This window comes from Holdemania sp. 1001302B_160321_E10 (assembly GCF_015552275.1).
Taxonomy (GTDB): Bacteria; Bacillota_I; Bacilli_A; order Erysipelotrichales; family Erysipelotrichaceae; genus Holdemania.
Genome location: NZ_JADNEM010000007.1, coordinates 1 through 23,451 on the forward strand (window position 1 = coordinate 1; position 23,451 = coordinate 23,451).

Sequence of the window (23,451 nt, forward strand, 5' to 3'; positions counted from 1 at the left end):
ACAAAGGGGACAGTGATCGTTTAATACGGAAAGGAGTGATGCTTATGTACGATTACACCTCAGCTGCTGAACTCTGCCGATGGGCAGAGCAGCAGCTCAACCGCCAAACGTTTTACCAGCTCGGCGGGATCGGCCGCTACGATTCATCCGGCCGCCGGGTGTTTGATTGCATCGGCCTGATCAAGTGCTTTTTATGGCACGATTACGGCCCGGGCAATACCAGCTACTACGGTAAGATTGCGCCGGATATCAACGCTGATCAGATGTACGCCCGGGCGACCGACAAGGGGCCGATCAGCACGATCCCTGACATCCCGGGGCTGCTGGTCTGGCAGCAGGGGCACATCGGGATCTACATCGGCAATGGCCAGGTCATCGAGGCGACGGCTAAACGCTGGGGATCCGTCGGCGGCTGCGTCGTCAAGTCACAATTTAGAGATAAAACTGCGGCGATGTACCGCGGGACATGGACACACTGGCTCAGGTGTCCTTTTTTAATGTATCCGAAGGAGGCTGAAGATATGGGTATTAAAGACAGTTACACCACAGAGGTCTACAACGGATTAACGATCCAGATTGCGCGCATGGGGCTGGATCCAGATTATGAGTATAAGGGTACAGTGGTTGGCAAGCCGTTTGGCCCTAATGCAGTACAACGATCCCAATCTATCGATGATCCAGAGTTGGAGGCGGCCAGCTGGCAGTCCTGCGGTCACACCAATGGCGGGATTTTTTATAAAGAGCCGAGTGACGGTAACTGGATGGCCAGTGGGATTGAGGTGCTAATGGGTAACGCCACTCAACTCTGGGATACACGTTTTGACAGCTGCGCTGCGCTTGGGTTTTACCACTCTGGGGAGATGATTATCGCCACCCAAGCGGAGATCAAGACTTTAGCTGCAGCTGGCCAGCTCCGCGGAGCGGTCACCGCAGCTTTTGGCGTTAAGCTCAACGGCCAGCGATGGACAGCTGGATCAGAGTTTAATTCTCAGAGGGATTACATCTACTCTAACAAATCCGGCCGAACGATCGTCGGGCAGGCGGTCAATGGTCAATACGTCATGGTGTCTGTGCCGGGTGTAAGCGGCAAGTCCGGATTAACTGGCAGCCAGCTGCCGGCGTTGGCTGATCATTTGGGTTTAACGGCAGCGGTCTGCTTGGACGGCGGAGGCAGCCGATACCTGTCCTACTGTGGATCGATCAAAACCAACACAACCCGTGCTGTAAAAAACGACATCATCATCTACCGTCGTAAAAAGGCAACACCGGCGCCTGATCCGGATCCAGACACACAGCCAGATCATCAGCCGGATGTCAGCGGTGACGGTATGGTACTGATCACCGACAAAGGGCCGTTACGGATCCGCAATGCTGTGATGGGTGACAAGATCCTTTATACAGTGCCGCAGGGCGAGCAGATCGACATTCTGGACATGCTGGCCGGCCGGCAGCGAGATGGATATCAATGGGCTTTTGTGTCCTATACGCCGCCAGGCAAGTCTGATAAGATCATCGGGTATAGCCAAGTGGATGGCAATTACTCAGTATTGGATGAAAAGGAGGACTAAGTCCATGAAAAAAGTATTTATCAGTCAGCCGATGAGAGGAAAAACAGAAGACGAAATCCTCACGGAACGAAACCAAATTATCGAAGAAATTCAGGCATCTATCGGCGATCATGAGGTCTTGGATACCTACTTTGACGACTTCGGTCCCGGGACTAAACCGTTGCAGTACCTGGCAAAGTCACTCTGGATGCTTGCGGACGCAGATTGCGCTTACTTTGCGCCGGGGTGGCAGGATGCCCGGGGGTGCCGAATTGAGCATGATTGTGCCGTAAATTATGGGATTACAGTCCTGAAGGACTAGTGGAGGAAAAATAAAAATGGAAATCACAGAAATCATCACTCAGTTTTTAATGCCGCTTGTGCTGGCCGCGTGTTACGCGATCGGCGCCGCGCTCAAATCTACGGAACGCTATCCAAACAAATACATCCCGGCCACTATGCTGTTTATTGGTGCAGTGCTTGCACCTTTGGCCACCGGCGACTGGTCAGCGCAGACTATCATGATCGGCGCGATCTCCGGCTGGGCGTCTACGGGTCTCAACCAGACAATCAAGCAGCTGTCCAATAAGGAGTAACCTCTGATGGAGGGACTTACCATCAGCGTGGCGGATATCTTATGGATCGCCGCAGCACTAAGTACCTTGACTGCTGCCTGGAAAATCATTAAAAATAACCCGATAGCTAAGCACGAGAAGCGCTTTGAAAAAGATGAAAAGCGTCTGGATGATCACGATGAAAAATTGGCAAGAGATCTTGCCCGTTTGCAGGATGCAGAAGCCGCTGATAAGATTATGTGTAAGTGTCTGCTGGCTCTGATTGATCACGAGATCACCGGCAATGGTACGGAGCGTATGAAGCAGATCAGGACAGAACTGCAGCAGTATCTTATCGACAAATAGCAAACACCCCACCTTCCATGCCAGACGGTGGGGATTTTTTATTTTGCCAAAATCGTTCAAAAAATCGTTCAAAATTTCTGATCAATATTATATAAGAGCTTAACTAAGCCTTAATTTTGACGCTTTTATGCAGATATATAATCCCGTTCGGTGCACCATTTGAAATCAAATTTCCCGGGAAACCGGGATTGAAAGTCCTGTAATCAGGACTTTTTTGTGATTTCCAAACCATGGAATCTAACAGTTTTGTTAGAGAGAGGAAAAGCCATGGCAGGAAGATTTTCTGTTAGTGTATAATAAGACCATACGAGGAGGGATTGGGAATGTTCAAAATCTTGATTGTCGAAGATGAGGAAAAAATCCGGGTGGAGCTGCAGAACCTGTTAAACCGCTATGGCTATGAGGCGCTGACGCTCTCCGATTTTCATGAGGTCGACCAACAGATCCTGCGGATTCAGCCGCATCTGGTCTTACTGGATATCAATCTGCCGGAAATGGACGGCTATATGATCTGTCGTTCGCTCCGCCAGCAATCTTCGATTCCCATCCTGATGGTGACCAGCCGCAGCAGCGATCTGGATGAGTTAATGAGCATGAGTTTAGGCGCCGACGACTTCATCACTAAGCCTTACAATGTCCAGATCCTTCTGGCGCATATTCAGGCAGTTTTAAAGCGTGCCTATCCGCAGGATCAGGGACGGCTGTTAGAGGTCAAAGGCGTGACGCTGGATTTAAGCAAGGGCTGCGTGATGCACGAAAATCAAAGCGTGGAGCTGACGAAAAACGAAATTCGAATCCTGTGGCTGTTGATGCGCAAGCAGGGCACGATCGTCAGCCGCGACGAAATCATGACTGATTTATGGCAGTCGGAGGAATTTGTCGACGACAACACGCTGACTGTCAATATCAACCGGCTGCGGCGAAAATTGGAAAGTATCGGCGTAAGCCCGGACTATCTGTCGACCAAACGCGGGCTGGGGTATCGGATATGACGTTCAAAGAATTCCTTCAGGACCGCTGGCTGTTTCTGTTGGGCCAGACGATTTTTCTGCTTTTTGCCGGGGTGCTGCTGCGGTTACTGCGCGTCAGCGGTTTCGCGCTGGGATTTCTGGCATTTCTCTATCTGACGTTGACCAGCGTCACGCTGGGCGTGGAATTTTACCGCAAGAAAACCTTTTTCGATCAGATGTTCAACTTGCTTGACCAGCTGGAAGAAAAGTATTATCTTTCTGAGATCGTCGAGTCGCCCGGCTTTGTCGAAGGGCAGAAGCTGACGCAGCTGTTCCGGATCGTCAGTAAGTCGATGAACGATACGATCGCCGAATACCGCCGCCGCAACGAAGATTACAGCCGTTACATTGAAACCTGGGTGCATGAAGTCAAAACGCCGATCGCCTCGAGCAAGCTGATCATTGAGAATCATCCTGATCCGGTGACGCGCTCGCTGGAGGAGGAGATTGACCGGATCGATCAATATGTCGAACAGGCACTCTACTACACCCGTTCCTCAGTGGTGGAAAAAGACTACGTGATCCGCCGCTGTTCGTTGGATCACATCGTCAGTCAGGTGATCAAAAATCATGCGAAAATCCTGATCTCCCGGCAGTTTTCAATTCAGCGGGAGAATCTGGATCAGATCGTCTATACCGATGTGAAATGGATCGATTTCATCCTCGGCCAGATCGTGACCAACGCCGTCAAATATCGGGCGGCGGAGAAACCTCAGCTGCGATTTGCTGCCGAAGCGCGGGACAGTCAGGTGGTGCTGACCATCGAAGACAATGGGGGTGGGATCAGCGCCCGTGATCTGCCGCGAATTTTCGATAAAGGCTTTACCGGAGACAACGGCCGGCAGGTGGCCCGATCGACGGGGATGGGGCTGTATCTGGTTAAACAGCTGTGCGAGAAAATGAATATCGGCATTCAGGCTGAATCCCAGCCCGGCATGGGAACGATGATCAAGCTGAGCTTTCCGCTGTCCGGCTTTTTGCTTCCGGAATCAATGAGTGAATAAGGCTGTGCGCTGAAACGGAAAACTTTCAAAAAGATCGAAGTTCAGGGAAAAACGCTTGCTTTTCGATCGCCTCTGATTATAATAAGGGCGAAAAGAATGGGTGAACTATGATCGAAAACAACGAAGAACAAACGGAGCTGGTAGAGCTTCTGAGAGTCTATGCGCGGGCGACGCTGAATACGGAAAAGGTGCAGTCGATGCGCGGCTATCTTCAGCATGGGGATACGACGACGCTGGATCATGCGATTGCCGTGGCGTATTACAGCCTGATGCTGGATCGAAAATGGAATCTGAACTGTGATAAAAGCAGTCTGGTGCGGGGAGCGCTGCTGCACGATTATTTTCTTTACGACTGGCATCAGCCGCATAAGGAATACGGGCTGCATGGGTTTACGCATCCCTTCACAGCGCTGCGCAATGCGGTGCAGGATTTTAATTTAAACGCCGTGGAACGCAACATCATCGCCCGTCACATGTTTCCGCTGGTGCCGATTCCGCCGCGGTATCGGGAAAGCATGATCGTCTGTCTGGCCGACAAGTTCTGTTCGCTCAACGAAACGTTCAGCTCTCAGCGCTACTGCGCGCTGGTCAAGCTGCTTTCCACAGCGTTAATTTTCCATCAATGAAGCGTCCGCAAGGACGTTTTTCTTGTTTTGGATGAAGTGGGAGTCCCGGCGCAGACTAAGCAGAGAAGACGAAGCGAAGGGGAGAGAAACGCCGCGAAGACCGGAATTAAACTTGAAAATAATTCAATTTACAGGTATAATAAATTCAAAGTCAGCTGGATTAAGGAACGGGCATCGGATTCATCAGACGAAGGGTGAAAGGGGACTTGGGTATGCAGAAGGAACGTGTGATTCTGGCGATCGATCTCAAATCGTTTTATGCTTCGGTGGAGTGCGTCGATCGGGGACTGGATCCATTGACGACGCATCTAGCGGTTGCGGATGAAAGCCGCACGGAAAAGACAATCTGTCTGGCGGTTTCCCCCTCGTTAAAAAAGCTGGGATTGGCGGGGCGTCCGCGTTTATTTGAAGTCGTTGAGAAAATGGCGATCGTCAATGCCCAGCGCCGTCAGCATGCGCCGCATGGGAAGTTGATCGGTTCATCCTGGAACGCGGAGGAGCTGGCGCGTTCTTTGCAGCTTGCGGCTGCCTATATTGCCGCCACGCCGCGGATGGCGCGGTATATTGAGGTCAGCCGCCAGATATACCAGCTGTATCTGAACTACGTTTCCCCGCAGGATATCCATGTGTATTCCATTGACGAGGTGTTCATGGACGTCAGCGCCTATTTGAATCCGTTGGGGATTTCCGGCAGGGAGCTGGCGAAGCGGATCGTTCAGGATGTGCAGCAAACGACCGGCATTACCGCGACGGTTGGCATCGGCACAAATTTGTATTTAGCCAAAGTGGCGATGGATATCGTCGCCAAGCATGTCGAAGCGGATCAGGACGGAACGCGGATCGCTGAACTGGATGAGATGAGCTACCGCCGGCTATGCTGGACACACCGGCCGCTGACCGATTTCTGGCGCATCGGCCGGGGCTATGCTAAAAAGCTGGAAGACCACGGCTTGATGACAATGGGCGATATCGCGCGCTGTTCGCTGGCCGATCCCGATCACTTCCGCAGCGAAACGCTGTTGTATAAATTGTTCGGCGTGAATGCCGAGCTGTTGATCGATCATGCGTGGGGCTGGGAACCTTGCACGATCGCGGATATCAAAGCTTATCAACCTGAATCCCGCAGTCTGGGCAGCGGTCAGGTGCTGCATTGTCCATATCCGGCAAAGAAAGCCCGCCTGATCATCCGGGAAATGACGGATTTGTTAGCGCTGGATTTGGTGGAAAAGGGACTGGTTACCGATCAGCTGGGGCTGTATGTCAGTTATGCCGCCGAGAATCTGCGCGATCCAGAAGTGCGTCGACGGTATCAGGGGCCGGTGAAAACGGACCGCAGCGGGCGTGAGGTTCCCCAATCCGCGCATGGAACAACGCGTCTGACCCGCCCCTGCGCTTCCGGCAAGCTGATCGTCGAGGCGATGCTGGCGCTGTTCGACCGAATTGTGGATCCCTCGCTGCTGGTTCACCGCGTCGGCGTGAATGCGCTGCATGTGCGGCCGGAAAGCGAGGCGGGGAGTGGGCAAAGCGTCGAACAGTTCGATCTGTTCAGCGACGCCGAAGCGATTCTGCGCCAGCGGGAACAGGAAAATGCCGATCTGGAAAAAGAGAAGCAGGTGCAGCAGGCGATTTTGAAAATCAAACGGAAATATGGCAAGAACGCCATTTTAAAAGGAACCAATCTGCTGGAGGGGGCGACGACGATCGAGCGCAACCGGCAGATCGGCGGACATAAGGCGTAAGGAGGCGGAGGATGCAGACGAAGAAAGCGGATTATTTTCCCTATGAAGACATCGTTGATCTTCCTCATCCTACCTCGAAAATCCACCGGCCGATGGCGCGGATGGACCGGGCGGCGCAGTTTAACCCGTTCGCCGCGTTGACCGGGTATGACGATGAAATCCGGGAAGCAGCCCGATTAACCAGCGAAAAGATTCTGTTAGCGGAGGATGAAAAGCGGGTGCTGGATAAAAAGCTGCAGGGACTCATGCAGCGGATCCATGAACATCCTGAACTGGAAGTGACTTACTTTATCGCTGATGAGAAAAAAACAGGCGGCGTTTACCAGACGCTTCAGGGAGTATTAAAAAAGATCGACGCGATTCAGCGGACGCTCGTCTTGATGGACGGGACGCGGATTGAAATGCAGGATATTTTACGTTTAGAAAGCAGGATCTTTGACGGCTTGCCCGAGGCGGAGGGGTAGGCCGTCTGTTTTTGATCCGCATATTGATCCATCTTTTTAAATGAGGAGTTCCTGCATCTGCGGCTTGCCTTTCCTTGTTCCTCTGGCGTACAATAAAGACATGATTCTTGAGGAGGGATTTTATGATCTGCATCACGGGCGGCACAATCCATACCGGCAAGGGGGAAGTGCTGGAAAACACCGATATTCTGATCGACAACGGAAAGATCGTTGAAGTGGGGAAGAATTTAAAAGGAAAAGCCGAAGGGTACATCGACGTTTCCGGCAAAGTCATTCTGCCGGGATTGATCGACGCGATGAGCGAGCTGGGCATGGCGATCCGGCGTGGGGAAGTGCGCGATAACGACGAAAAGAGCGATCCGCTTACGCCGCATTTAAAGGCGCTCTACGCTTATGATGGGGACTGCGTCAGCGAACAGGCGCCGTACACCTATGGAATAACCGCGTTGGCAGCCTCGCCGAGCAATTCCAATATTCTGGGCGGTCAGATGGCGGTTTTCAGAACGGCCGGCATCAATCCGTTTAAAATGTTGGTAAAGGATGAGGTGGGGATGAAAGGTTCCGTGACCGATCAGGTCAAGGAAGCCTATGGTTCCCGCAATGCAGCGCCGATGACGAAGATGGGAATTTTCAGCTTGCTGCGGGATGCGCTGCGGCAGGCGCAGGACTATGATGAGAACAAGCCGGAAACCAAGCGGGATGAAAAAGCCAAGGCGCTGAAAAAGGTGCTGGCGAAGGAAATGCCGCTGGTGATCGCCGCCAACAACGCTGCCGAGCTGCGGGGCGTGCTGCGGGTTTGCGCCGATTACGATCTGAAACCAATTCTGGCGCTGGGCTATGATATCCATGCGGAAGACGTCGATCTGTTAGATAAGATTCAGGGCGTGATTCTGGGCAATCTGTCGTATGGCTTTAACGCCTATTCGCAGAAAGCGGATTTGGAAGGATTGTATGCGCTATATAAGAAGGGACTGCCAATCGCGATGGCGACGATCGGCAACAACCCTAATGGAAAGGAAGGGCTGATCTGGACGGCGGCGCGGATGATGCGCGCCTGTGGGGACAGCGAAGCTGTGTTAAGCATGCTGACAAGTCAGGCGGCGAAGCTGCTGGGCTGTGCGGATCAGATCGGTTCGATTGAAGCGGGCAAGGACGCGGACTTCGTCATTTGGAGCGCCAATCCTATCGAAACCTATGAAGGCCGGGTTGAAAAGGTCTTCATGCAGGGCAAGGTCGTCTATGTTCAGGGAGGTTATCAACAATGAAGCTGATTAAAAATGGAACCGTCATGACGATGGGGCCGCAGGGAACGCTGCAGGCCGATATTCTGATTGAGAACGGGAAGATCGCTGAAATTGCGGAAAACATCACGGCGGAAGGCGCGGAAATCATCGACGCTTCCGGGCTGCTCGTCTTGCCGGGGCTGGTCGACGCGCACAGCCACATCGGCGGCTTCGACACCAAGACCGGCGCGCAGGATCTCAACGAAAGTGTCAATCCGGTTACGGCGCAGCTGAACGCCTATGACGGCGTGGATCCGTTATCGCCGCAGTTTGCCTCCGCTTTGGAAACCGGCATCACCGCCAGCGGGATCGTGCCGGGCAGCGCCAATGTGATCTGCGGTCTGGGCTGCGTGATCAAATCTGCCGGGGCCAGTCTGGCAGAGCGCTGCGTGAAGCAGCCGTTTGCGCTGAAGGCTGCGGTCGGCGGCAATCCGAAGGGCGTCTACGGCAAACGCAATCAAAGTCCGATGACGCGCATGGCGATCGCCGAAACAATCCGCGAATACTTCCATCAGGTTCAGGACTACCGCAAGAAGAAGCAGGAAGCCGGGGACGATCCGGCCAAAATGCCGAAGTTCGATCAGGGGTTGGAAAACGGCGAGCTGGTGCTCGATAAAACGATCCCGTTAAAAATTCATGTCTATCAGCACGATATCCTGACGTGCATCGAACTGGCGAAGGAATTCGACATCCGGATCACGATCGACCATGCTTTAGGATCCAGTGATTTTCTTGATGAAATCGAAGCGGAAAAAGACCGGCTGGCGATTATCTACGGTCCGATCGGGGCACAGAAGGGGCAAAACGAGCTGCATTTGGTCGATACCGGCTGCTTGAAAGATCTCGATGAGCGCGGCGTTTTGTGCGCGATCATGACTGACGGTCCGGCCCGCAATCCATGGATGATTCTGGCTCAGGCGGGGGAAGCGGTACGCTTCGGCTGTCCGGCGGAGCGCGTGCTGCGGATGATCACGATCAATGCGGCGACAATCCTGGGCTGCGAAGACCGGATCGGTTCGCTGGAAGTTGGCAAGGATGCCGATCTTGTCCTGTTTGATCATAACCCGGTCGTCTCCACTGCGGCCAAAGCGCTGCTGACCATGGTTGACGGCGAGGTCGTTTACCGCCGGTAAGTGGATTCCCTTTGCCTGCGTTATTGTGGAAGCGTGCCTCTGTGTCTCTTTGAAAGAAAACAGGGAAGATCGCGATTTATGACATGTTTTTGCGATCTTGGTAAAAAAGACTGGCCGATCAAAGCGTTTGGATAAGCTTTGGACGGCCAGTCTTTCTGTATTGGAAAAATTAAGCATACCGCAAGAGGAGGAAGCACCTGTCGCATGGCAGGCTGTGCTAATCCCGCTTTTCAATCGTGAGCGAAGCGATGATTGAGGGATTCGGCTCGCCGGTGCTCAGGTTCTGTGCGCCGGGCATTAACAACATATATCCCGCTTTCCCGCATCGGCTTTCCGGGGACAGATCGGCGTCGATCCAACAATGCCGCACCTGGCCCACAACCATTGCGGTGATTCCAGCCCCGCTGAGATCCTCCATGGATTTCAGCGAACATTCCAACGTGAGAAAACTTTCCTGAATGATCGGCGCGGAAATCGTGCGGGCGTTTTCCAGCGTGAAGCCGCCGGCGGAAAACTCATCGGCGTCCAGTTCGTTTTGACGGATGGTTTCGATCAGCGCATCATAATAGTGCACCGGCAGAAAATTGACCGCAAAGCCGCGGGTCCGTTTGATATTGGCATAGGTGTGCGTGTGCTGATACAGATTGCCGAGCACGGCGAAGAACGCCGTTCTGTCGCCATGGAAGCAGCTCCAGCTGTGAAAACAAACATTCGGCTTGCCATTTTCCTTCCACGTCGTCACGGCAAATAAGACCTGTGGGATCGCTGCGGCCAGCTCCAGATGGGAAAACAGATCAAATTCCTCCGGATAGGCAGGCTGGAAACAGGCTGGTCGTTCGATTCCGATTTCAATTTTCATAGTTTTCCTTTCAGCAGGCTTGCATGGCCCTGCGGATTCCCGGATTTTTAGTCCCGAATCCTCCTGCCTTGATTATACACTCTCTTTGTTTATTCGCGGCGCAATAACCCGACGTGCGAAGAAAAATAGGAAACGATATCGCTGAATGATGAATCTTACAATTCTGTTAGCGAGCTGTAAGTCCCTTCTAAGGTACAATAGACAGGACAAGCTTATAATAAAGCCGTAATCAAGGAGGAATCATAAAATGAAAACATTCAATAAGATTCTGATTGTATGCCAGGTTTTATTTCAGGTCATTGTGTTGGGCCAGGACGGCCTTGGCGATATTCATTAATAAAGGAAGGGAAAACTTATGGAAACGATATTACAGGTAAAACAAATTGAAAAGATTTACGGCAATAAAGGAAGCATCACCCGGGCGATCGAGGATATCAGCTTCGAGGTGAAGAAAGGGGAGTTCGTCGGGATCATGGGACCCTCTGGTTCCGGCAAAACGACGCTGCTCAACTGCATCTCGACGATCGACACCGTGACCAGCGGCCACATATTGATCGGAAAGGACGACATTACCAAGATGAAAAGCAGCCAGCTGTCCAAGTTCCGGCGCGAACAGCTCGGCTTTATCTTCCAGGATTTCAATCTGCTGGATACGCTGACGGCGTATGAAAACATCGCGCTGCCGTTGACGATTCAGCGGGTTAATCCGAAGAAGATCGACAGCCGCATTAAAAAGCTGTCAGTTCAGCTGGGAATTGAGGAAGTTTTGAAAAAATATCCGTATCAGATGTCCGGCGGCCAGCAGCAGCGCGTCGCCTGCGCCCGCGCGATGATCTGCCATCCGTCGCTGATTCTGGCTGACGAGCCGACCGGAGCATTGGATTCCAAAGCATCAAGAATGCTGCTGAACAGCTTTGAGGTGCTCAACAAATCGCTGGAAGCCACGATCTTGATGGTTACCCACGACGCCTTTACCGCCAGCTTCGCCCACCGCATTTTGTTCATCAAGGACGGCCGGATTTTCAATGAATTAGTCCGCGGCGGCGACGACCGCAAGACGTTCTTCAACCGCATCATCGAGGTCGTCAGTTTGTTGGGAGGGGACACCAACAATGTACTTTAAAATCGCGCTTGGCAATGTCCGCCGCAGTATCCGGGATTATGGCGTTTACTTTCTGACCCTGACCTTCGGCGTCTGCCTGTTCTATGTCTTCAATTCCATCCAGTCCCAATCCGTCATGCTGGCGCTGAGCCAGTCGCAGGCGAAAATGCTGGTATTGTTAAACAATCTGATGCAGATTTTCTCGGTGTTTGTCTGTATCGTTCTGGGCTTTCTGATCGTTTACGCCAATAACTTTCTGATCCGGCGGCGTAAAAAAGAACTTGGCCTGTATCTGGTGATGGGCATGAACAAAGGCACGGTGGCCCGGATCCTGATGATCGAAACCGTGATGATCGGCTTGTTGGCCTTCGCGGTCGGTCTGGGCTTGGGGATTCTGGTCTCGCAGGCGCTGACGGTCGTCACTGCCAATCTGTTCATGGTTCAGCTCAAAGCCTTTGAGTTTATCGTTTCCTTGAAAGCGATTCTGTTGTCGGCGCTGTTTTTCGGCGGGTTGTATCTGATCGTGCTGATCTTCAACAGCGTGGTCGTCAGCCGCTATAAGCTGATCGACCTGCTTCAGGGGGATCGGCATAACGAAACGCTGAAGCTGCACTCGATCGGCTTGTCCGTCGTGCTGTTCATCGCCAGTCTGATCATTCTGGGCTGTGCTTACGCGCTGATCCTGGACAATGGCTTTGTGATGTTCACGCTGGAGTTCACCGCCTCGATCGTGCTTGGTTCGATCGGGACCTTCCTGTTTTTCTTCTCGCTGTCCGGCTTCCTGTTAAAGTTTGTGCAAAGCCGCAAGAGTTTCTATTACCGTAATCTGAACATGTTTATCATGCGTCAGCTGAACAGCCGGATCAATTCGGCGTTCGTGTCAATGACCGTCATCTGCATCATGCTTTTGTTGACGATCGGCGCGTTGTGCACTGGATTGTCCTTTGGTCAGGTCCTGGCGGGCGACGTTGAAAAGACTTCGCCCTATGACGCGACCGTGTATGTCTATGATACGCAGACGCTGGGGTTCAGCTTATCTCAGGACTATCGCGAGCGGGGTCTGGATCTGGATGGCCTGGCCCGTGAAGCCGCCGATCTGGATCTGTACGATCTGGCTGTGAAAATCAAGGATTTCAGCAGCCCGGAAGTCATCGCGACGATGCAGAACAGCACGTCCCATGATGTCGGGGAAATGGCGATTGATTTCCTGCCGTTGTCCCAGCTCAACGCTGCCCTGACGATGCAGTCAAAACCGCAGGTCACGCTGGCGGAGAACGAATATCTGATCACCTATTCGATGAACGCTGCGGAATCGGATATCTTCAAGGCGGTGAAGGAGCACCGCGAGCTGACGGTCGATGGCAGGACGCTGACGGTGAGCCAGCCCGCGATGTTCTTGCAGCTGCAGAATTTCAGCGCTTACGGCAACTTCTTAACGATCGTGCTGCCGGATTCGTTTTTCGTCAATAAAATTCCGGCCAGCCAGTCTTTTAATGTAAATTACAAGGTTTCAGCCGAGGAAGGCGACGTGTTGTTGAATGAAATGGCGAAAACGTATGGAAAGCAGACCGGCCTGGCCTACAACGCGGTTACCCGCGGGGAAATGTTTGAGGCCTCCGGGGGCATGAAGCTGATTCTGTCCTATATCGCCGTCTATCTGGGCCTGGTTTTCCTGATCGCTTCGGCCGCGATACTGGCTTTGCAGCAGCTGTCGGAATCTGCGGACAACGTGCATCGGTACGCTCTGCTGCGAAAGATCGGCGTTGAGGAAAAGATGATCCGCCGCTCGCTGTTCACCCAGATCGCAATTTATTTCCTATTCCCGTTGGCATTAGCCATCGTGCATTCCATCGTCGGCGTCAGCGCGGTGATTCAGTCGCTGGTGGCGCTGGTCAAAATTGATATTGGCAGCCAGGTATTGCTTGTCGGCGGGTTCCTGGCCCTGATCTACGGCGGTTATTTCCTGATCACCTACACAAGCAGTCTGAGCGTGATCCGCGACCGCGTACAAGCCCGCCGTTTGGAATAAGCTCGGCATGACCCCCTGATGAAGGCTGGCGGAGAATGGACTCTGCCAGCTTCTTTTTTGGCGATGAAGACAAGCGCCGATCAATCGGAGGAATACAAGGCCAAAAGACCGACAACCCGCGCTTAAGCTTTCTCCCGCCTTGTTTGATCAGAAAATCGTAATCATTAAGGAATAAAAGTTAAGCAGATTGAGAAAAATGAAAGAAAATCGCAAGGAACATCGACAGGACTTTTGTTATAATAAGAAGGAATTCAGCGAGGAGTTTTGCAACGTGAAAAAAAGAATGATTCAATTAAGTTTACTGGCGCTGGGTCTGACACTGACGCCGGTTCATGCGGAAGTCTCTGGCCGCGCGCTGATCACGGCGGATTCCCGGATCGGGGAAATCGTGCGCCAGGATGCGCCGAGCTTTGAGGATGGGACTGCTTATTTGGAAGAGGATGCGGATTTTCCGCAGATCAAAAGCGATTTTGTCTACATGGTCGATATGGACACCGGCCAGGTGATGATTGACAAAGGCAGCGAGGATCAGATTTATCCTGCTTCCATGACGAAGATGATGACGCTGTTAGTGGCGATTGAAAACGCCCCGGCGCTGGACAGCACGATGACGCTGGGGCCGGAGGTGTTCGCCGGACTGGCAGAGGCGCACGCTTCGGTCGCCGGGTTCAAGCCGGGGGAAATCGTATCGGTCAAGGATCTGCTTTACGGTCTGTTTCTGCCTTCGGGGGCGGATGCCGCCCAGGCGCTGGCGCTGGAGGAAGCCGGCAGCGAAGCGGCGTTTGTCGATTTGATGAATGAAAAAGCCGCGGAGTTGGGGATGTCGGGAACGCATTTTGTCAATACGTCCGGGCTGCATGATCCCGATCACTACACGACGCTGCGTGATCTGGAAAAGCTGATGCGCTACGCTTTGGAAAACCCGACGTTTAACGAGATTTTCCAGACCCGCCGCTACACCGCCACCCCGTCGCTGCACCCCGGCGGGCTGGTGTGGGAAAGCACGCTGTTCGCGAAGATCTCATCGACCGATCCTACCAAGATCGCCAACGATTCGATTCTTGGCGGCAAAACAGGGTATACCAATCCGGCCGGTCTGTGTCTGGCTTCGATCGCGGAGAAAAACGGCACGCGGTATCTGTTGATCACCGCGCATGCCCCGGTATCCAATACCCCGTATCACATTCTTGACGCCGCTCACCTCTATGATTATTTCTATGACCATTACAGCAAGCAGACCGTTTTGACGGCTGATCAGACACTCTTGGAAACCAAGGTTCCGTTTGTCCTGTTCAACGACAAGCTGACATTGAAGGCCGGGACCGACGTTGTGCTGAACCTTCCCAACGGCGATGATCGGTCTGCGCTGCAGATCGAAACCCAGCTGGATGGCAAGCTTCAGGCGCCGATTGAGGAAGGTCAGCGCTTGGGCACGGTGACAATCACCCGCACCGACACGGAAACTCCGCAGGAATTGGCTCGGATCGAGCTGACCAGTCCGCGCAGTTACAAACGCAGCGCGCTGCTCTATGGCTTCCATCAATTTCAGCTGTGGGTAAAAGCGCATACCGTCTTTTTCGGGTTAACCGTGCTGGGTTTGGTTCTGTGTCTGATCTTGATTCGCGATTACCGGCGGGAACAGCGCCGCTACAAATCGGCCAGGAAGAAACGCAAGCGCCGTCCGCATCTGTGATTCAATAATGAACTGACAGGAGATTCGATTCCTGTCTTTTTATATGGAAATAACGGAGGGAGATAACTGCTGAATAAGAATTTTGTGAATATATTTACAAAATGGAAAATCTATGCTAAACTAAGATCAACAATTTGATAAGATAAATAAGAGAAATAAATTATCGAAGCAAATTGCCGGAAAGAGGTGAGGAATCGGCAAACAGAAAGCAAGCAAGGCGCCACCACAAGTGAAGGAGGGATGTTTGTGTTGGAAGCAGTAATGGCTTATCAGAGTTTGATCATCGTGCTCGTCATTGCTGTGCTCGTCATCGTAATTTTGACGACCGGCTACATCAAAGCGCCGCCCGATACGGCGTATATCATTTCCGGCCTGCGGAAGAAAATTATCATCGGCAAGGCCAGTATTAAAATTCCTTTCTTTGAACGGATGGACCGGCTGAGTCTGAAGCTGATTCCGATCGACGTCAAGACGTCTACCGCCGTGCCGACCGCGGATTACATCAATATCCAGGTCGACGCCGCCGTCAATATCAAGATCAGCAGCGACAGCGGCCGGTTGTCCGTCGCCGCAGAAAACTTCCTGAATCAGGATACGGATTACATCGCCCGCGTCGCGCGCGAAGTGCTGGAAGGCAACATGCGCGAGATCGTCGGCCGCATGAAACTAGAGGAAATGGTCAGCGACCGGCAGAAATTCGCGGAGCTGGTCAAGGAAAACGCGATGCCGGATCTGGCGGCGATGGGACTGGACATCATCAGCTTCAACGTCCAGAACTTCTCCGACTCCAACGGCGTGATCGACGATCTGGGCATCGACAATATCTCGCAGATCAAGAAGAAAGCCGCGATCGCCAAAGCCGAAGCGGATAAGGAAATCGCCGTGGCGAAGGCCGAGGCCGACCGGCAGGCCAGCGATGCGCGGATCAATGCCGAGCGCGAGATCGCGATTAAAAACAACGAGCTGGAAATCCAGAAGGCTGAACTGAAAAAGGAAGCGGATCTCAAACAGGCGGAAGCCGACGCTGCATATCAGATCGAACAGGAAACCCAGCGCAAAACGATTGAAATCACATCGGCCAACGCCAATATTGCCAAGCAGGAACGCGAGGTTTTGTTGAAGGAAAAAGAAGCGGAGGTCAAGGAAAAAGCACTGGACGCGCAGATCCGCAAGCAGGCGGAAGCGGAGAAATACGCGCAGCAGCAGCGTTCCGACGCCCAGCTGTACGCTCGCCAGAAAGAAGCGGAAGCGCGTAAATTTGAAATCCAGCAGGAAGCGGAGGCGCAGAAAGCCAAAGCCGACGCGGAGCGGTATACGAAGGAACGCGAAGCGCAGGGCATCCAGATGGTCGGCGAAGCGGAAGCGGAAGCCGCCCGGGCCAAGGGCATTGCCGAGGCGGAAGCGATGGAAAAGAAAGCGCTGGCCTATCAGAAATACAACGACGCCGCAATGGCGGAAATGTTGATCCAGATTCTGCCGGAGGTTGCCGGCAAGATTGCCGAACCGTTAAGCCAGATTGACAAGATCACGATTATCGGCGGCGAAGGCAGCGGATTGGACGGGGTGTCCAATAACGTGCCGGCCGTCATGGCGAAATTATTTGAGTCGATGAAGGAAACCACCGGCATCGACCTGAAGGAAATCGTCCGGGCTGGCTCCTATGACGCCAAGGTTAACCGCAATCTCAACGTCCGCGGCCTGACGCTGCCGTCTTCAACGGAAGTGTCCCAGCCGGAAACAGAAGCCGAGCCCGCCGCTACGGTGCAGGAGGAAAACGAACCGGTCGCTGACTGACCGGTTTTCGTTTGCTTGAAATTCATGGATTCTCACAAACTGCAAAGCGTCCGGGATTGTCCCATTCGGGAAGAAACGGGAGAAAACCGGGGTCTCAACAAGACGTGAGGAAGTCGTTCCATCGCGTTTTTCAAAATTTGTCAATCTTCGATTTATCGCTTTGTTATGCGGTTTTTGTTGTAATTTAATGATAATGCGTCTATAATAAATCACTGTGTAAAGGAATGGTACTTTTATGGCATATCAGAAGATTATTAACATCGCGGTCATTGCCCACGTCGACGCCGGTAAGTCGACGCTGGTAGATGCGTTTTTAAATCAGAGTCACGTTTTCCGGGATAACGAGGAGACGGTCGACTGCGTTATGGACAGCAACGATCTGGAACGGGAACGGGGAATTACGATTTATTCCAAGAACTGTTCCGTGACGTACAAGGATTACAAAATCAATATTGTCGATACTCCGGGCCACGCGGATTTTTCCTCCGAGGTTGAACGGATTATCAAGACGGTCGACACCGTCATCCTGCTGGTGGACTCCAGCGAAGGACCGATGCCGCAGACCCGCTTCGTGCTTCAGAAAAGTCTGGAATGCGGTCTGCGTCCGATCCTTCTGATCAACAAGATCGACAAGAAGGATGAACGGGCTGATCAGGTTATCGACGAGGTTTACGATTTGTTCCTCGATCTGAACGCGACCGATGAGCAGCTGGATTTCCCGATTCTTTACGGCATCGCCCGTCAGGGAATTGTACGCTATCAGCCAAATGATGAAAACGAGGATATCATCCCGTTGTTCGAAACGATCCTGAAGCATTGCGAAGCGTATCCGGATTTCACGGAAGAGCCGGTGCAGATGCAGGTTTCCGCTCTGGCTTACGACGATTACATCGGTCGTTTGGGCATCGGCCGGGTTTATGAAGGAACGCTGAAAGAGGGCAGCACAGTGATTCTGTGCAATGACGAAGGCCGTCAGGAACGCCGTAAAATCAATCAGGTGTTCGTGTATAAGGGCTTGAGCCGGATTGCGGTTTCGGAAGCCCAGTGCGGTGAGATCGTCATGATCTCCGGCGTGGCTGATATCTCGATCGGCGATACGCTGTGCGATCCGGAAAGCATCCGGCCGCTGCCGATGATCCGGATCGAAGAACCGACCCTGTCGATGAACTTCATGGTCAACACCTCGCCATTTGCCGGACAGTCCGGAAAATATGTCACCTCCCGCAACATCCGCGAACGGCTGGAAAAGGAACTGGAAGTCAACGTCGGCCTGAAGGTCGAAGAAACCGATACGACCGACTGCTTCAAGGTTTCCGGCCGCGGCGAGCTGCATCTGTCGGTCCTGTTGGAAAACATGCGCCGGGAAGGCTATGAAGTGGCGGTCTCCAAGCCGGAGGTCATCATGCACAAGGTCGACGGCGCGCTGTACGAGCCGGTTGAGGAAGTCGTGTGCAGCGTCCCTAACGAATATTCAGGCACGGTCATTTCCAAACTGAATCTGCGTAAGGGAATCATGGTCGATATTCAGGATGAAGGCAGTTATACGCGAATTTTATACACGGTTCCGACGCGCGGCTTATTGGGCTACCGTTCGGAATTCATCAACGATACGCGCGGGGAAGGCACGATGGTTCGCCGTCTGGCCGGCTATGAAGCCTACAAGGGCGATATCCCGCAGCGGGCCAACGGCGCGCTGATCTCTACGGAAACCGGCAAGGCGATGACCTACGCGCTGTGGAATATCCAGGAACGCGGCCAGCTGTTTGTATCCCCGCAGACCGAGGTCTACGAAGGCATGATCATCGGGATGGCGGCCCGGAATATGGACATGGACGTCAATCCGCTGAAAAACAAGAAGATGACGGCCGTTCGTTCCACCGGCAACGATGAAGCGATGAAGCTGGTTCCGCCGAAGATCATGTCGCTGGAAGAAGCACTGGAATTCATCAACGACGACGAACTGGTCGAGCTGACGCCGACCGATATCCGGATCCGCAAGAAATATCTGACCGCGCTGGAACGCCGGCAGCACATGCGCGAGCTGAACAAGGCCGCGGCGGAGCTGGAAGAAGAATAAACCCTGAAACATTCGTTTGATCGCGGATGTTTTTTCTTTCGCGCGCCAGAGTGGATCCGTCAGACGAATGCCCGTTGTTTTTCACCGAATCCGCCGGTATAATGAAGTTAAAGAAAAAGTCAGCCTTGCGCGCCGGAATGGATCCGCAAAGCGATAAAATCGAACAGGAGAAATTGATGATGGATCAGAATCATGTTCAAACTCACGCCGGCCCCTACTCTCTCAGCGTATTCTACAAACTTTCCACGCGCTCTGATTATGCTTTATTAAAATGGAATTATCTGATCATCTGCTGGGGCGAAGCGCTTTTATTGATGGGACTGGGAGTTTTATTTATCTTGCGGGGGACGGACTTCGCATTAGCCTGTTTTCTTATCTTTGGCGGAAGTTTCTTTTTCGTCAGGGCGTGTGCTACACCCAAAATCATCAAATCCATGGTTCAGCATGCGATCAATGAAATAATCGAAGAAAATTTCAGATCGAAGACCGGTTATACAATCCGCTTTTCCTTTGGCGAGGATGCATTTGAAGTCAGCACGGAAAACAGCTGGAGCCGATTGAACTATGCCGAATGTTACGGTTATCTGGAAGATCCGGAATTTCTTTTTGTCCAACCGCAGAAGAATAAAGGATACCCGTTAGAAAAAAAGCATTGTGATCCCGAGCTTCTGGATTTTTTGAAGCAGAAGCTGACAAACAGAGAGCCTGTTAAGCCTTCTGTAAAGGCTTTCCTGAAGGAAACGTTTAAGTTGGCAACAAGTAAAATCTAGGAAGGAGAGAGCTGGAAGAACGATTTTTCCATCATTCGCGGCGATCACTCTTGAATTGTAATTGCTTTCAGAAATGGTTATAATGAAAGCGATTGAATAACGAACTAATTCAAAGAAAAGAGGGAGCGTATGTCCTGGAATATCGCGGCGGAGTGCATCTCCATTGTTTTCTTATCGATCATTCTGGTGTATGCCCACAAAGGCACGCTGCTGCCGTCGTGGAAAAACCGGATGTTTCAGTGCTGTCTGGGGGCGACCTTTGCCGCGATGGTATCGAACGTCCTTTCAACGCTTATGCTGGCCAGTCCGCATTGGGTTGAATCGTGGCTGTGCTGGGGCGTGACGGAAATCTATTTTTTAGCGACGCCGTTAATGGGGCTGGCGTATTATTGCTACACGGCAGCGACGATTTTCGAGGAACACGCGGGGGGACGGCTGGCGTTAATACTCGGCGTTTTGCCCGGCGTTTTCTATGCCGCGCTGGTGCTGCTGAACCCTTTCACAGGCGCGTTGTTTTCAATTCGCGCGGGGATGTATCTGCGCGGCCCGCTGATCATTGCAACGTATCTTATTTTTTATTTCTACTGCCTGATTTCGGTGCTGCTGGTGCGGCGGTACCGCCGCTGGCTTCAGCCGCAGATTTATCGCATTCTATTTGTTTTCCCGCTGATCGCCTGCAGCGTCATCGTAGTCCAGCAGCTGTTTCCCCACGTCGTCTTAAGCGGTTCGGCGGCGACGACGGCGATCCTGTTGATTTATCTCTATCTGCAGAACAAGCAGATCTCTCTGGATCCGTTGACCGGATTGGGCAACCGCCTTGAATTTCAGAAGCTGATCAACCTGTCGATGCAGCGCGGCCGTTCGCTGTTTTCAGTCATGGTGATTTCGCTGCGCGACTTCAAGCAGATCAACGATCACTTCGGCCAGCGAACCGGCGATCACTTCCTCAAGCAGATCGCGGCGACGTTGAAAACGATGGCGGCGCCGTATCCGGTATACCGGTTTTCCGGCGATGAATTCGCACTGCTGATCCACAACCGCACGCCGGAAGAAATGGAAAAACTCCAGCAGGACATTCTGGCCCTGTTTAACAAGCCGTTTCACGTCGACGGATATGAGTACCGGCTGCACGCGGTGATCGGGCTGGCAGCTTATCCCAACAGTGCGGAAAATCTTGAAGGCTTGATCAACGGGCTGGAATACGCGGTCAATCAGGCGAAGCTGCATCACTGGCCGACATGCTATTGCGATCCGGCGATGCTGGAAGGGATGCGGCGGCGCACGGAGATCATTGAAATCTTAAAACAAAAGCTGCAGGAAGCGGCGCTGGTTATGGTTTATCAGCCGATTGTGGCGGTGAAGACCGGACGCATCAGCGCGGTCGAATCACTGATGCGGATTCCCGAAAGCCCGTTGGGAGCGCTGTCTCCGGCTGAATTTATACCGATCGCTGAGGAAACCGGTTTGATCATCCCGATGACCTGGCAGATTCTGCGGCAGATCTGCGCGATGATCGCCCGGCTGCAGGATCAGGGAATTCCGCTGCCGGCGGTTCACGTCAATTTCTCGGCCGTCCAGCTGGTTCAGCCGGAGCTGGCGGAAACCGTCTTGCAAACGTTGAAAGAATGCCGGACCGATCCCAAACAGATCATCATTGAAATCACCGAAACAGCTCTGGCGGAAAATCCGGAGGAAACGATCCGCTTTGCCCGGGCGATGATGGAACATGGCGTGAAGATGGAGATGGATGATTTTGGCACCGGCTATTCCAACATTGATTCAGTCATGCACATGCCGCTGAGCACAGTGAAGCTGGACCGCAGCCTGGTCGTGTCGGCGGTGGAAAACAAGCGCAGCGCGACGATGCTCGGATATTTGATACGGGTCTTTCATGAATTGGGGTATGAAGTACTGGCGGAAGGGGTGGAAACATCCCGACAGGATCAGTTTGTGCGAGCGGAAGGCGTCGATCTGATCCAGGGGTTTTATTATTCCCGGCCGCTGACGGAAGCGCAGCTGGCCGATTTCCTGACGCATTTTCATGATCGTCAGCCAGCCGGCGCTTGACGGACGCGGTATAATGGAGACAAAAAGGAGGGTCATTGAAATGTCAGAAGCTACGATCAAAGATCTTCAAACACGCCGGGCAATCCGTCGTTTTCACTCCGAAGCCCCATCTGCCGAACTGCTGGATATCGTCTTGAAAACAGGAACCTATGCGCCAAGTGGTCAGGGAAAACAATCGCCGGTGATCATCGCCGTTCAAGATCCCCAGCTGCGCGCGCAGCTGACGCGCATGAACGCCGAATATGCCAAGCCGGGCACCGATCCTTACTATGGCGCGCCGGTGATCATTCTGGTGCTGGCCGACAGCACGGTCAGCACCTGGGTTGAAGACGGCAGCTGCGTGCTGTGCACGATGATGCAGGCGGCGCATGCGCTGGGATTGGGCAGCGTGTGGATTCACCGCGAACGCCAGATGTTTGACAGTGAGGAAGGCAAGGCGCTGTTAAAGGCCTGGGGATTAAGCGGGAACCTGCGCGGCGTCGGTGCGCTGGCGCTGGGAATTCCGGAAGGCGAAGCGCCGCAGCCCAAGCCGCGCAAAGCCGATTATATCCTGAAGCTGTAAACGCAGAAAACGCTGGTTCGCCGGCGTTTTTTGTACTTTCAGCCAGGCATGGTGGGAAAGTAGGGAAAAGCGATTGTCAAGCCGTGATCCTTTCGCTATCATAGAGAGGGTTAAACGCGGCGGACAAACGCCGCCAGCGGGAAGGAGGATGAAAATGACGATTGCGATCAATCAGAATGAAGAAGAACTGGAACAATGTCTGTTCGACGCGCTGATCGAGCTGATGCGGCGGATGCCGTTAGACAAACTGACCGTCAACGATCTGCTGAAACAGGCGCATGTCAGCCGTTCCAGCTTTTACCGGCGTTATCAGGACAAATATGATCTGGTCAACAAGAGCTATCAGAAAATTCTGGATAAGACGCTCTATACCTTTCTGGACGGCTGCGGCTGGCATGATTCGGTGAAGGCGCTGTATCAGGTATTTCAGGAAAATCTGTTTTTCTTCCAGAACGCGCTGCGCTCGCACGATCCCAATTCGCTGCGCAACTATATCTTTCAAATCAGTCTGAATTTGTATGCGGAAACGCTGGAACGCAACGGCGAGGACATTCAGGACTGGCATACGATGGCGATGCTGCGGGTACACATTTACGGCAATCTCGAGCTGATGTGCGAATGGGTGGAAAAGGGCATGGATCGGGATATCGACGAGATGATTCAGTTGTCTTTCGACACGCTGCCGGAACAATTTAAGCCATATTTCAACGACTGATCGTGAAGCTGCGGACAAAGAGAAACAAAAATGCCGACCTGTTTCTTGAATCTTCTT

21 protein-coding genes are annotated in these 23,451 nt (G+C 52.8%); 20 read left to right on the forward strand and 1 reads right to left on the reverse strand.

Annotation, left to right across the window (positions count from 1 at the left end; genetic code table 11):
* From I2D94_RS05585 to I2D94_RS05635, 11 genes are all read left to right on the forward strand, one after another.
* A partial coding sequence (locus tag I2D94_RS05585) for a phosphodiester glycosidase family protein (RefSeq protein ID WP_229056772.1) occupies positions 1-1,568 on the forward strand: 1,568 nt, incomplete at its 5' end.
* A gap of 4 nt (positions 1,569-1,572) precedes the next feature.
* Positions 1,573-1,869, forward strand: coding sequence for a DUF4406 domain-containing protein (locus tag I2D94_RS05590; RefSeq protein WP_195395924.1), 297 nt, complete (start codon positions 1,573-1,575; stop codon positions 1,867-1,869).
* A gap of 16 nt (positions 1,870-1,885) precedes the next feature.
* A complete protein-coding gene (locus I2D94_RS05595) occupies positions 1,886-2,143 on the forward strand; it encodes a phage holin family protein (RefSeq protein ID WP_195395925.1) in 258 nt (85 codons plus the stop codon).
* A gap of 6 nt (positions 2,144-2,149) precedes the next feature.
* Positions 2,150-2,467, forward strand: a complete 318-nt coding sequence (locus I2D94_RS05600; RefSeq protein ID WP_195395926.1) for a CTP synthase — start codon at positions 2,150-2,152, stop codon at positions 2,465-2,467.
* Positions 2,468-2,790: 323 nt separating this feature from the next.
* Complete coding sequence (locus I2D94_RS05605) at positions 2,791-3,459, forward strand: response regulator transcription factor (RefSeq protein WP_072685775.1); 669 nt, start codon at positions 2,791-2,793, stop codon at positions 3,457-3,459.
* Positions 3,456-4,481: a HAMP domain-containing sensor histidine kinase gene (locus I2D94_RS05610; protein ID WP_195395927.1), complete on the forward strand. Its 1,026-nt coding sequence runs from the start codon at positions 3,456-3,458 to the stop codon at positions 4,479-4,481. The genes I2D94_RS05605 and I2D94_RS05610 overlap by 4 nt, the downstream gene beginning before the upstream one ends.
* 107 nt (positions 4,482-4,588) lie before the next feature.
* Positions 4,589-5,107 (forward strand): HD domain-containing protein, encoded by a 519-nt coding sequence (locus I2D94_RS05615; protein WP_195395928.1) that lies wholly within the window; start codon positions 4,589-4,591, stop codon positions 5,105-5,107.
* A gap of 212 nt (positions 5,108-5,319) precedes the next feature.
* Positions 5,320-6,846: a DNA methylase gene (locus tag I2D94_RS05620; RefSeq protein WP_195395929.1), complete on the forward strand. Its 1,527-nt coding sequence runs from the start codon at positions 5,320-5,322 to the stop codon at positions 6,844-6,846.
* 11 nt (positions 6,847-6,857) lie between these two features.
* Complete coding sequence (locus I2D94_RS05625; protein ID WP_195395930.1) at positions 6,858-7,310, forward strand: hypothetical protein; 453 nt, start codon at positions 6,858-6,860, stop codon at positions 7,308-7,310.
* Positions 7,311-7,432: 122 nt separating this feature from the next.
* A complete protein-coding gene (locus I2D94_RS05630) occupies positions 7,433-8,575 on the forward strand; it encodes an amidohydrolase family protein (RefSeq protein ID WP_195395931.1) in 1,143 nt (380 codons plus the stop codon).
* Positions 8,572-9,726, forward strand: coding sequence for an amidohydrolase family protein (locus I2D94_RS05635; RefSeq protein WP_072685787.1), 1,155 nt, complete (start codon positions 8,572-8,574; stop codon positions 9,724-9,726). Before I2D94_RS05630 ends, I2D94_RS05635 begins: the two co-directional genes overlap by 4 nt.
* Positions 9,727-9,943: 217 nt before the next feature.
* On the opposite strand, the gene I2D94_RS05640 is transcribed toward I2D94_RS05635, so the two are convergent.
* Positions 9,944-10,585, reverse strand: a complete 642-nt coding sequence (locus tag I2D94_RS05640; RefSeq protein WP_195395932.1) for a flavin reductase family protein — start codon at positions 10,583-10,585, stop codon at positions 9,944-9,946.
* A gap of 355 nt (positions 10,586-10,940) precedes the next feature.
* Here I2D94_RS05640 and I2D94_RS05645 point away from each other — a divergent pair, with 355 nt between their 5' ends.
* From I2D94_RS05645 to I2D94_RS05685, 9 genes are all read left to right on the forward strand, one after another.
* On the forward strand, positions 10,941-11,708 hold the full coding sequence (locus tag I2D94_RS05645; protein WP_072685792.1) for an ABC transporter ATP-binding protein: 768 nt from the start codon (positions 10,941-10,943) through the stop codon (positions 11,706-11,708).
* Positions 11,698-13,716, forward strand: a complete 2,019-nt coding sequence (locus tag I2D94_RS05650) for an ABC transporter permease (RefSeq protein ID WP_195395933.1) — start codon at positions 11,698-11,700, stop codon at positions 13,714-13,716. The genes I2D94_RS05645 and I2D94_RS05650 overlap by 11 nt, the downstream gene beginning before the upstream one ends.
* 271 nt (positions 13,717-13,987) lie before the next feature.
* Positions 13,988-15,409, forward strand: coding sequence for a D-alanyl-D-alanine carboxypeptidase family protein (locus I2D94_RS05655; RefSeq protein ID WP_195395934.1), 1,422 nt, complete (start codon positions 13,988-13,990; stop codon positions 15,407-15,409).
* Positions 15,410-15,670: 261 nt separating this feature from the next.
* On the forward strand, positions 15,671-17,203 hold the full coding sequence (locus tag I2D94_RS05660) for a flotillin family protein (RefSeq protein ID WP_195396013.1): 1,533 nt from the start codon (positions 15,671-15,673) through the stop codon (positions 17,201-17,203).
* 235 nt (positions 17,204-17,438) lie between these two features.
* Positions 17,439-19,280 carry a translational GTPase TypA gene (gene typA / locus I2D94_RS05665; protein ID WP_195395935.1) on the forward strand — a complete coding sequence of 614 codons (1,842 nt, stop codon included), beginning with the start codon at positions 17,439-17,441 and terminating at the stop codon, positions 19,278-19,280.
* Between the two features lie 176 nt (positions 19,281-19,456).
* The gene (locus I2D94_RS05670) at positions 19,457-20,050 is read left to right on the forward strand and encodes a YcxB family protein (protein WP_195395936.1); all 594 of its coding nucleotides are present in this window, start codon (positions 19,457-19,459) and stop codon (positions 20,048-20,050) included.
* A gap of 129 nt (positions 20,051-20,179) precedes the next feature.
* On the forward strand, positions 20,180-22,117 hold the full coding sequence (locus tag I2D94_RS05675; RefSeq protein WP_195395937.1) for a bifunctional diguanylate cyclase/phosphodiesterase: 1,938 nt from the start codon (positions 20,180-20,182) through the stop codon (positions 22,115-22,117).
* A gap of 40 nt (positions 22,118-22,157) precedes the next feature.
* Positions 22,158-22,679: a nitroreductase family protein gene (locus I2D94_RS05680; RefSeq protein ID WP_195395938.1), complete on the forward strand. Its 522-nt coding sequence runs from the start codon at positions 22,158-22,160 to the stop codon at positions 22,677-22,679.
* 154 nt (positions 22,680-22,833) lie between these two features.
* Positions 22,834-23,394, forward strand: a complete 561-nt coding sequence (locus I2D94_RS05685; RefSeq protein WP_072685806.1) for a TetR/AcrR family transcriptional regulator — start codon at positions 22,834-22,836, stop codon at positions 23,392-23,394.
* Positions 23,395-23,451: the final 57 nt, after the last annotated feature.